The organism is Streptomyces sp. NPDC058375 (assembly GCF_042723425.1).
Taxonomy (GTDB): Bacteria; Actinomycetota; Actinomycetes; order Streptomycetales; family Streptomycetaceae; genus Streptomyces; species Streptomyces durocortorensis.
In genome coordinates this window covers 1-9,988 of the sequence record NZ_JBHXJG010000256.1, presented here as the reverse complement: position 1 = coordinate 9,988, position 9,988 = coordinate 1, and the positions used below count along the sequence as shown (strand labels likewise).

Here is a 9,988-nt window from a genome sequence, read left to right as displayed (position 1 = left end):
GGTCCCGCCCGCGCCCTCTCTTCTCACCCCCGCCGGCCGTGCGCCGGGCTCACCAGTAGACGACGACCTTGTCGCCGTTCCTCACCTGGTCGAACAGGGCCGCGACCTTCTTCCTGTCCCGTACGTTGACGCAGCCGTGCGACGCGCCGCCGTAGCCGTTGGCCGCGAAGTCGGCGGAGTAGTGCACCGCTTGGCCGCCGCTGAAGAACAGGGCGTACGGCATCGGGGTGTCGTAGAGCGTCGACACATGGTCCCGGGACTTCCAGAACACCTCGAACACGCCCTCGCGGGTCGGCGTGTACTCCGAGCCGAAGCGCACGTCCATCGCCGAGACGACCTTGCCGTCGATCATCCAGGCCAGGGTCCGGCTCTCCTTGCTGATGCACAGGACCCGGCCCTTCAGGCACCGGTCGTCCGGCGCGGCCACCGGGCGCTCGGTCGGCGGGCGCAGTTCGACCGCCCTCGGCGACCGGGTCATTGCCAGCAGCCGCTTCCAGGTGACCTCGTCGGTCGAGCCGGTGACCGGCAGGCTGCGTCTGGCCTGGAAGGACCGTACGGCGTCGGCGGTGACGGAGCCGTAGTAGCCGGTGGGGTTGCGCCCGAAGTGGCCGATCTGGCGGAGCCGGGCCTGGAGTTCGCGTACGCGGTCACTCTCGGTTCCGGTCCGCATCAGGACCCTCGGAGGCGGTGGTGTCGCGGTGCTGGGCTCGGGGGCGGGCCGGGAGGCCGTCGGGGCCGGGGCCGGCGTGGCGGTGGACGCCGAGGGGCGGGGCGGTGGTGCGGTACGCGGCTTCGCGTCCTCGGTCGCGGTTGCGGGGGCGGTGCGCGTGGGGGAGGCGGCCTGTGTGGCCCGCACCGGCGGCGGTGCGTCCTGCGCCCCCTCGGCGGTCCCGGGCTCGCACCCCGTCGCGAGGGCGGCCAGCGCGACGAGGGAAACGGCGACGACGCGACGGCCCGGTATCGCGTCGGCCGGACACTTCCCGCGCGTGTCTCTTCCGCCCCGGCCGTCCCACCCGCTGTCCGTGCCCACCATGTTCCGTCCCCCTGGTTCACCCGTCGGCCCGGCGCCTTCTGTACGGATTCCCGTCCGGCCCGGTCAGCGAATCCTCCGCCGGGCGGTGGCTGCGCGTCCAGACCCCCGGAGGTGACGCCCGGTGGATCACGGCCGGGTCCTGGCCGTCGGGTCCGGCCCATCGTCCCTCGGCATCCCACGGTCCATATCGCCTGGTGAAACCTCCTGGACGGCGACCCGTACCGGCGTGCGAGACTCCGTTCATGCTGGGTGTCACCGATCTTCCGACCTATCTCGCCGGCCTGGCGCTGATCGTCCTTCTGCCGGGGCCGAACTCGCTCTACGTGCTCTCCGTCGCCGCCCGACGCGGCGTACGTACCGGCTACAAGGCCGCCGCGGGCGTCTGGACCGGGGACACCGTCCTGATGACGCTCTCCGCGCTGGGCGCCGCGTCCCTGCTCACGACCACGCCTCTGCTCTTCGCGATCGTCAAGTACGCGGGCGCGGGCTATCTGACCTGGATGGCCATCGGGATGCTCCGGGCCGCCGTGACCCTGTGGCGCGAGCGGCACCGGCGTACCGCCGAGCTCGTGGAGACGGTCGAGGCGGAAGGGGCGGCCGGGGCGGCCGAGGGCTACGGAGCGGCGGAGGGCCCCGTGGAGCGGCCCTACCGCCGGGCGCTCGTGGTCAGCCTGATCAACCCGAAGGCGATCCTGTTCCTGATCTCCTTCTTCGTCCAGTTCGTCGACCCGGGCTACGCCTACCCGGCGCTGTCGTTCCTGGTGCTGGGCATCCTGCTCCAGCTCGCCAGCTTCGCGTACCTCTCGGTGCTGATCTTCGGCGGCACCCGGCTGGCCGCCGTCTTCCGCCGACGCAAGCGGCTGTCGGCGGGGGCGACTTCGGCGGCGGGTGTCCTGTTCCTCGGGTTCGCCGCGAAGCTCTCGCTCAGCAGCGTTCAGGCCTGAGGGGCGGCACGCCGTCCCTCAGTGGTGCCAGGCCTTTCCCCCGACGTTGTGGATCATCCGCTGGAGCACCTTCAGCGCGGCGACGAACTCCTCATCGGCGATCCCCTCGTGGATCTCCGCGCTCGCCCGCGAGACCCGGGCGTACGCCTTCTCGCGCAGCGCCCGCCCCTCGGGGGTCATCCGCAGCCGGGCTCCGGCGTCCTCGGTGATCAGCCCTCGTTCGAGGAGGCCCTCCACGGCCTCCTCCATGCCGTCGGCCCCCGTGTCGAGGTAGCCGCTGAGCATGGCGACCAGCTCGGCCCGGCTCCGTCCCTCCTCGTCCGCCCCGTCCAGTTGGTTGAGCACCCACCAAGGGGGCTGCGTGAGTCCGTTCTCGGCCAGCGCCGACCTGATGTGGGTGACCGTCGCCTCGTGCGCGGCCCAACTCCAGTAACCGATCGGCTGGCGGGCGAGGCCCGCGTCGTCGTGTGTGTAGTCCATGACTCAGAACGTAGAACCTCAAGTTGAGTTGAGGTCAAGCCCCTCCTTTCGCCGGGGAACCCCCCGTACTCGGTCATCCGGCGGACGCGCAGAGTTCACCCGCTGTCGTGGCAGGCGTCACCCGATCCTTCCGCCGTCTCACTACGTTGTCGGGACCATGATCGAAGGCGAGGGCACTGGTGCCGAAACTGTCCGTTGTCGTACCGCTCCACAATGTCGCGGCCTACGCCCCGACCACGCTGGGCAGCCTGGCCCGCAACGCGGACCCGGACATCGAGTTCCTGCTGGTCGATGACGCGTCCACCGACGGCACGCAGGACATCGTCGACCACTGGGCCGAGCGGCTGCCGCGCGCCCGGGTGATCAGACACGGTACGAACGTCGGCATCGCGGCCGCCCGGAACAGCGGCATCGACGCCGCCGAGGGCGACTACCTCACCTTCCTCGACGGCGACGACTGGTACGCCCCCGGCCATCTGGGCCGCCTGGTGCGCGCCGCCGAGGACCTCGACTGCGACTTCGCCCGCACCGACCACGTGCAGTCCACCGGCACCACCCGCGTCGTGCGGCGCGCCCCCGCCCCGCTCCGGGACACCGTGCTCGACCCCCGTGACGGGATCGGGGCGCCCGAGCGCGAGACCATGGTCGACTACCCGTTCGTCTGGGCCGGGATCTACCACCGGCGGCTCTTCGCGGACGGCGCCCAGCGCTTCGCCACCGAACTGCGCACCGCCGAGGACCGGCTGTGGATCTGGCAGCTCCATCTGCGCGCCCGCACCTACGCGGCGCTCGCTCTTTACGGCATCTTCTACCGGCGCGGGGTCACCACCTCCCTGACCCAGATCAAGGACGCCCGGCAGCTCGACTTCTTCGCCTCCTACGACACGCTGCTCGACACCCTGCGTGCCGACCGGGACGCGGACACCCTGCTGCCGAAGGCCGTCCGTACCTACTGCGCGATGATCGCCTTCCACAACGAGAAGGTCGACGACTACGAGCCCGCCACCGCCCGCCGGCTGCGCGCCGAGTCCACCGCCGCGCTGGGCCGGATGCCGCAGGACGTGCTCGACCGCACCCTGACGATGATCGACGACAAGCGCGGCACGCTGCTCAGCCGTCTGCGCACCAAGCAGACCAAGCAGAAGGCCGCCTGACCGATGACCGCCACACCCGCAGCCACGCCCGCACCCCTGCCCGCGCGCACCCAGATCTTCCAGGTCTCCACCCTGTACGGCGCGGCCACCCTCGCCGCCGCGCTCGACGCCGGACAGTTCGGCCGGGCCACCGACAGCCACCGCATCCTGCTGGTCTCCAACAACGCGGCCGTCCCCGAGACCGCCCTGCGCCTGGAGGAGATGCGCGGTTACGGCTCCCTCGCCGCCCGCTTCGACGCCGTCGTCGACTGGAACGAGGCCATCAGCCCGCACCACCCCAGCGGCTGGGGCCCCCGCTCCGAGGAGACCGTCCTGTGGCAGCGGGCCTTCCGCCTCGCCTGGGACATCGACCCCGAGGCCCCCGTCGACCTCGCCGTCGAGTCCATCCAGGTCAACCCGGCCCGCGCGCTGGCCGCGATCTTCTCCGAGAGCGCCGTCCACGTCTACGCCGACGGCCTGATGAGCTACGGGCCCACCCGCAACCGGATGCCCCAGTCCATCGCCTGCCGCATCCGCCGCGTCCTCCACCTCGACCTGGTCACCGGACTGCGCCCGCTCCTCCTCGCCGAGGCCGGCGTCGAACCCGAACTCGTCCCCGACGACGCCTTCCGCGCCGTCCTCTCCGAGATCGCCGCAGCCGCCGAGGGCGACAAGGGCCTCGCCGCCGCCGAGGCCGCCGCCCCCACCGCGATGCTGCTCGGCCAGTACCTCGCCGCCCTCACCATCCTCACCCCCGAGGAGGAAGAGGACCTGCACATCCGGATGCTGCGCGGAGCCGCCCGCGCCGGGCACACCTCGATCCTCTTCAAGCCGCACCCCACCGCCCCGGCCCGCTACTCCCGCGCCCTGGACGAGGCCGCCGCCGAACTCGGCGTACAACTCACCACGCTGGACAGCCCGCTGCTCGCCGAGACGCTGTACGAGCGGTGCGCGCCCACCCTCGTCGTCGGCTGCTTCTCCACCGCGATGTTCACCGCCGCCGCGTACTACGGCATCCCCGTCGCCCGCGTCGGCACCCGGCTGGTCCTCGACCGGATCACCCCGTACGAGAACAGCAACCGCGTCCCGCTGACGATCACCGACCACCTGGTCCCCGACCTGGACGCCCTGGGAGGCCCGGGCGCCCTGGACGGCTCGCAGTGCCCAGACGGCCCGGTCACGCAGGACGCCCCGGACGCACAGGGCCCCGGTGCCGTCCCCCGCCTGCCGCGCACCGCGCCCGACACCCTCGCCCCGCTGGTGCGGACCGTCGGCTACTGCATGCAGGCCAAGCTCAACCCCGGGCTGCGCCCCGACGCCGAAGCCTGGCTGCGGGAGCACCTGGACCCCACCACCCAGCACTACTTCAAGCGCCGCCGCCTGCAGAGCCTCACCCTGCCCGGCGGCGGCCCCCGGGGCGCGGCGGTCCGGCTGCGCCGCACCGTACGGCGCACCCGCAGCACCCTGGGCCTCTGACCCGGGGCCGGGACCGGGGCACGGACCCCGGTGCCGGCGTCCGACTCACAGAACGGCGGAACGAGCATGGGCCAGACCCTCACCGGGCTGCTCACGTCAGTACGTGCGATAGCGGGACGGCCGGGGACGCCGACCCGGGAACGCCCCGGCGGCGGACCGGACCCGGCGCTCCTGGCCGCCCTGCGGCTCTGCGGTGACCACCTCGCCGCGCTCGCCGCCTCCGGCCCCCTCACCGACGCCCGCCGCACCCGGCTCATCGCGTCGATCGGCGCCCTGACCACCGCGTGCTCCACCCCTGGAGCCGACGCGTTCGACGCGCTGCTGCGGACCGGACAGCAGGCCCTCGACAGCGGCGGCGACGCCGAGGCCCGCCTCGCCCTGGCCCTCGCCGACGAGGCGATCGCCCTGCGCGCCCGCTCGAAGGGCGCCTGGCGGCTGCGCGGCAGCGCCCTGGACGCGCTCGGCCGGGGCGAGGAGGCGATCACCGCGTACGAACGCCACCTCGGGCTCCAGCAGAACCCCGCCGCCTCGCGCGACGTCGAACGCCGGATCGCCACCCTCCGCGCCGCGGGCGACCGCATCGACGAGGCGCTGGCGCTGTTCGCGGGGGAGGGGAGCGAGAACGGCTCAGAGGGCATCCGCCTCTCCCGCCACCTGCCCGCCGCCGAGGCCCGCGCCGCCTTCACCGAGCTCGTCCGGCTCCGCACCGCCCAACGCGGGGCCGCCGACCCGGCCGTACGCCGGCTCGCCGCGCTCTACGCCGAGCACCGCCGTCTCTCGGACCGCGACCCGATGGCCGACCCGCTGCTCGGCGGGGCCGAGCCCATCGGCGTACCCGGTCTGCGCCGGCTCGTCGCGGGCCGGACGGTGTGCGTGGTCGCCGACACGCCCCGTACCGCCGAGCAGGAGCAGCGGCCCGGCAGTTCGCTGGCCGCTCTGATCGAGGGCTACGACCTCGTCGTGCGCTGCGACGCCGTACGCCACGCCGCCCCCACCGCCCGAACCGACCTGCACGCCGTCACCCTGCTCGGCGACGCCCCGTGGAAGGGCGCCCGGTGGGACCGGCGGGCAGCCGCCCGGCTGGTCTTCGGCGACCCGCTCCCGCACTGGCGGCTCGCCCTGCGCAGCCGGCTCGTCCCCGGCGCGCAGGACCGCATCGGCGACGCGACGCTGCGCCGCCCGCTGCACGATCCGGCGCTGCTCGGGGGGACGGCGGACGGGGACGGGCACCCGAGCACCGCGTACACCGTGCTGCGGCTCCTCGACTTCCTGGGCACCCCCGCCCGGGTGGACCTCATCGGGTTCGAAGGACCGGCGGCTCTGTCCCCGTGTGAGCGGGAGTGGATCGGATCGCGGACCGGGACCACGGACGCCACCGCAGTGAGGATCACTCTCAGATGACGACGAACGGCTCCATCCCCGGTTCGGCCTCCGCTCCCGGTTCCGTCTCCGCTCCCGTGGCGGGATCCGCCTCCGCCGACGACCGCCGCGCCGTCACCGGGAAGCGGCGGATCGCTTTCGCGGTGTACGTCGCCGACGCGGGCCAACTGCCCGGGCTCCACGCCCTCCTGCGCAGCCTCGCCCTGAGCAACCCGGACCTCTGCGAGGACGTCGTCGTCCTGCACCCCGGCCTGCCGGACGCTGCCTTCGACGCCGCCCGCCGACTGCACCCCCGGCTGATCCCGCGCACGGCAGGCGGGCCCCAGGACGTGTTCGGCCTCGACGGGTACGACACCGTGCTCGCCCTCACCCCCGCCCTGGTCGTCCTCGGCCGGCTCGACGCCCTGCTGCAACTCCGTACGGGCGTGGCCGCCGTGCCGCGCCCCGGTCCGGACGGTGCCCCGGACCCGCGTGGCGGCATCCCCGACGACGGGCTCCTGGTGATCCAGCGCCAGGACCTCGGCCATCCCGTACCGCCCGCCGCCGCGCGGGACATCCCGGAGAGCCTCCTCGTACCCCTGGACTCCCGGTACGACTTCCGGGCGCTGCGGCTCCGCGACGACCTACCGGTCCCCGAGGGCGTCGTCGTTCTGAACTTCGCCGATGCGCATACGAGCTGTTCCGGCCCCGCCCACTCCGTCCGGGCGCGCCACGACCTGGACGACGAGGCGTTCCGCGCCGCCTACCTCGCCCTCCCCGGCGCGAAACACCCCGACCTGCTGCTGCACCTCGCGCTCCCGTTCCCCGACGGGCCCCGGCCGCCGGTCGACCTGGTCCGGCAGCTCGCCGAGATCCATCGGGGGCGCGGTCGTCACGACGAGGCCGTCGCCCTGCTCAGCGAGGCCGTCGCGGGCCGCCCCGACCTGCCGCGCTGCCACGAGACGCTCGGCGTCTGCCTGATGGCGCTGTCGCGGTACGAGGAGGCCGAGACGCACCTCCTCCTGGCCACCGCCTCATCGGACTTTGCGCCCCGAGCCTTCGGCCAACTCGCCCGCCTGGCCTGGCTGCTGGGCCGCACCGAGGACGCCCGGTCGTACGCGCTCAACGGTCTCGAATCCGACCCGACCGACGCCAACTGCCGTGCCTGGTACGCCCGTACGTCCGAGATGGTCGCGGCAGGCGCCACCCCGACAGGCACCCCGCCCAGTGAACAGCTCGCCCACGTCGCCCTGTTCGCGGACGGGGACGAGAACGCGGGCGACAAGGTGCTGCCCGAGGCGGTCCGCAGCTGCTTCACCGCCGACACCGGCCCCGACCGCTGGCACCAGCAGCACGCGCACCTGCTGGTCGACGAGGCCGGCCTCGAACGCCTCAACGCCCGGCGGGCGGTGATCGTCGGCGGCGGCGGGCTCTTCCTCCCCGACACCGCGCCCAACGGCAACAGCGGCTGGCAGTGGAACATCCCCGACGACGTACTCGCCCGGATCACCGCGCCCCTGGCCGTCTTCGCCGTCGGCTACAACGTCTTCGACGGCCAGCGCTACCGCCGCGAGCGGTTCGCGGCCTCCCTGCGGGCCCTGGTCGAGCGGTCCGCGTTCTTCGGGCTGCGCAACCACGGCTCCGTCGCCCGGGTCCGGGAGCTACTGCCCGACTCCCTCCGCGACAAGGTGCGCTACCAGCCCTGCCCCACCACGGTCGCCCGCCACCTCGACCCCCGCCTCGCCGAACCGGCCGTACGCGAGGACACCGTCCTCATCAACTGCGCCTACGACCGGGCCGGGCTCCGCTTCGGCCACGACTACGGGCACTTCCTCGCGGAGATGGCCGCGGCGATCCGGGCCATCTCCGCCTCGGCGCAGGTCCGTTACGCCGCGCACATGCCCGCCGACGAACGCTTCGTCGACGATCTGCGCCGGGAACACGGCCTCACCCTCCCCGTGGAACCGTTGTACCTGCTCTCCAACGACGCCATTCGGGACCTCTACCGGCGGACCCGGCTGGTGATCGGGATGCGCGGGCACGCCGGGATGATCCCCTTCGGCTGCGGCACCCCCGTCATCAGCCTGGTCTCGCACCCCAAGCTGGCCTACTTCCTCGCCGACATCGACCGGCCCGACTGGGGCGTCTCCGTCCACGAACGGGCCCTCGGCGTCCGGCTCGCGGAGCGGGCTCTCGCCGTGCTGGCCGACCACCCGGCGGCGGTGGCCGACGTCCACGACCGGCAGCAGATGCTGTGGTCGGTGACCCGGGAGAACCTCGCGGTGCTACGTGAACTCACCGGACTGCCCGACCCGTTCGGCGATCCGGACCAGGGCGCCGGCCAAGTGGTCCCCGCGCCCCGGTCCGCCGCCGACGAGGATCGCGCCGCCCCGTCCCTTCGTACCGCACCGCCCACCCCCTGAGGACCATGTCCACCACGCCCCCCGCCTCCGCCCCCGCTCCTGCCCCGTCGTTCCCCGAGGTCCCTCGTCCCGTCCGCGAGCACCGCTACGACATCGACCTGATCCGGCTGCTCTGCTCGGTCGGCGTGATCGGCCTCCACGCCGGATCGGCGTTCGTGAACACGGTGGGGCGTACGGCGTCGCAGGGGCCCGGCACGTACGGGGCCGGGCTGACCGCCGACTCCGTCGGGCGGTTCGCCGTGCCGCTCTTCTTCGCCATCGCGGGCTGGGTGGTCCTGGTCGGAGCCCCGCCGAAGGACGGCGCACGGCTGCGGCGGCGCATCGTGCGGATCGTCGTGCCCCTCGCCGTCTGGACCGCGCTCTACCTCGCCTGGGGCAAGCTGCGCGACACCAACGAAGACCCGCTCCGCCAACTCGCCCTGGACTCCGTGTTCGCCTCGGTCCGCCCCGCCTACCACCTCTGGTACCTGTACGCCTACCTCCCCGTGATCATGGTCCTGGGCCTGGTCGTCCTGGTCCGGGCGGGCAAGCGGCCGTGGGGCCTCGGCGTGGTACTGCTGGTCCTGGCGGCCGCCCCGTCGCTCCTCGGCGATCTGGCCGAGGCCGTCGACCGCGAACTGCCGCGCTTCGGCTGGACGTTCGCTCCGTACCAGCTGATCTACGCGGTGCTCGGGGCGCTGCTGCTCGCCGCCCCCGCCGGTACGTACGGCCGGCGGCGGTGGCCCTGGCTGCTGCTCGCGGCGGCCGGACTCGCCGGGGTGACCGCGTACCAGCACGAGGTGCACTACGCGATCCCGTACGCGCACATCCTGGTGGCCCTGTTCAGCTGCGGTGTCCTGGTCTCCCTGCACGGCGTACGCGTCCCGGAGCGGATGCGCCCCACGCTGGCCCGGCTGTCCGAGGCGTCGTTCGGGGCCTACCTGGTGCACGTCCTCGTGCTGGGCGTCCTCGCCGACGCCTTCGTCCGGGCGGACCTCGGCGGCCCGGCCGCCGTGGCGCTCGTGGTCGGGGTGACGGCGGCGACGACGGCCCTGTCGTTCGGCGCGGCCCTGCTGTGGGGCCGGGCGGGGGCGAGCAAGGTGCTGGGCTGAGCCTCACGCCCCCCGGGGGCCCGTGCGGTCCGGGCCCGCGGACCCGGCC

General features: G+C 73.7%; 8 protein-coding genes. 6 read left to right on the top strand and 2 right to left on the bottom strand.

Annotation, left to right across the window (positions count from 1 at the left end):
- Nucleotides 1-49: 49 nt before the first annotated feature.
- A complete protein-coding gene (locus ACFWM7_RS29470) occupies nt 50-1,033 on the bottom strand; it encodes a peptidoglycan-binding protein (protein WP_383266225.1) in 984 nt (327 codons plus the stop codon).
- Between the two features lie 242 nt (nt 1,034-1,275).
- On the opposite strand from ACFWM7_RS29470, the gene leuE reads away from it, so the two are divergent.
- Nucleotides 1,276-1,977, top strand: a complete 702-nt coding sequence (leuE, locus tag ACFWM7_RS29465; RefSeq protein ID WP_383266222.1) for a leucine efflux protein LeuE — start codon at nt 1,276-1,278, stop codon at nt 1,975-1,977.
- An 18-nt stretch (nt 1,978-1,995) separates the two neighbouring features.
- Here the strand turns inward: leuE and ACFWM7_RS29460 are convergent, their stop codons facing one another.
- Nucleotides 1,996-2,457 carry a MarR family winged helix-turn-helix transcriptional regulator gene (locus ACFWM7_RS29460; protein ID WP_383266219.1) on the bottom strand — a complete coding sequence of 154 codons (462 nt, stop codon included), beginning with the start codon at nt 2,455-2,457 and terminating at the stop codon, nt 1,996-1,998.
- A gap of 179 nt (nt 2,458-2,636) precedes the next feature.
- Between ACFWM7_RS29460 and ACFWM7_RS29455 the strand changes: the two genes are divergently transcribed.
- The 5 genes from ACFWM7_RS29455 to ACFWM7_RS29435 all read left to right on the top strand — a co-directional run bounded on the left by ACFWM7_RS29455 (nt 2,637) and on the right by ACFWM7_RS29435 (nt 9,939).
- Complete coding sequence (locus ACFWM7_RS29455) at nt 2,637-3,611, top strand: glycosyltransferase family 2 protein (RefSeq protein ID WP_383266216.1); 975 nt, start codon at nt 2,637-2,639, stop codon at nt 3,609-3,611.
- Between the two features lie 3 nt (nt 3,612-3,614).
- Nucleotides 3,615-5,066 (top strand): polysialyltransferase family glycosyltransferase, encoded by a 1,452-nt coding sequence (locus tag ACFWM7_RS29450; RefSeq protein ID WP_383266213.1) that lies wholly within the window; start codon nt 3,615-3,617, stop codon nt 5,064-5,066.
- A gap of 66 nt (nt 5,067-5,132) precedes the next feature.
- On the top strand, nt 5,133-6,467 hold the full coding sequence (locus ACFWM7_RS29445; protein ID WP_383266211.1) for a hypothetical protein: 1,335 nt from the start codon (nt 5,133-5,135) through the stop codon (nt 6,465-6,467).
- Nucleotides 6,464-8,848 carry a polysaccharide pyruvyl transferase family protein gene (locus ACFWM7_RS29440; protein ID WP_383266208.1) on the top strand — a complete coding sequence of 795 codons (2,385 nt, stop codon included), beginning with the start codon at nt 6,464-6,466 and terminating at the stop codon, nt 8,846-8,848. Before ACFWM7_RS29445 ends, ACFWM7_RS29440 begins: the two co-directional genes overlap by 4 nt.
- A gap of 5 nt (nt 8,849-8,853) precedes the next feature.
- Complete coding sequence (locus ACFWM7_RS29435; RefSeq protein ID WP_383266205.1) at nt 8,854-9,939, top strand: acyltransferase; 1,086 nt, start codon at nt 8,854-8,856, stop codon at nt 9,937-9,939.
- Nucleotides 9,940-9,988 lie beyond the last annotated feature (49 nt).

Coding starts and splice junctions, on each gene's coding strand:
- leuE (WP_383266222.1), top strand. CDS start 1,276: ATGCTGGGTGTCACCGATCTTCCGACCTATCTCGCCGGCCTGGCGCTG.
- ACFWM7_RS29460 (WP_383266219.1), bottom strand. CDS start 2,457: ATGGACTACACACACGACGACGCGGGCCTCGCCCGCCAGCCGATCGGT.
- ACFWM7_RS29445 (WP_383266211.1), top strand. CDS start 5,133: ATGGGCCAGACCCTCACCGGGCTGCTCACGTCAGTACGTGCGATAGCG.
- ACFWM7_RS29450 (WP_383266213.1), top strand. CDS start 3,615: ATGACCGCCACACCCGCAGCCACGCCCGCACCCCTGCCCGCGCGCACC.
- ACFWM7_RS29440 (WP_383266208.1), top strand. CDS start 6,464: ATGACGACGAACGGCTCCATCCCCGGTTCGGCCTCCGCTCCCGGTTCC.
- ACFWM7_RS29435 (WP_383266205.1), top strand. CDS start 8,854: ATGTCCACCACGCCCCCCGCCTCCGCCCCCGCTCCTGCCCCGTCGTTC.
- ACFWM7_RS29470 (WP_383266225.1), bottom strand. CDS start 1,033: ATGGTGGGCACGGACAGCGGGTGGGACGGCCGGGGCGGAAGAGACACG.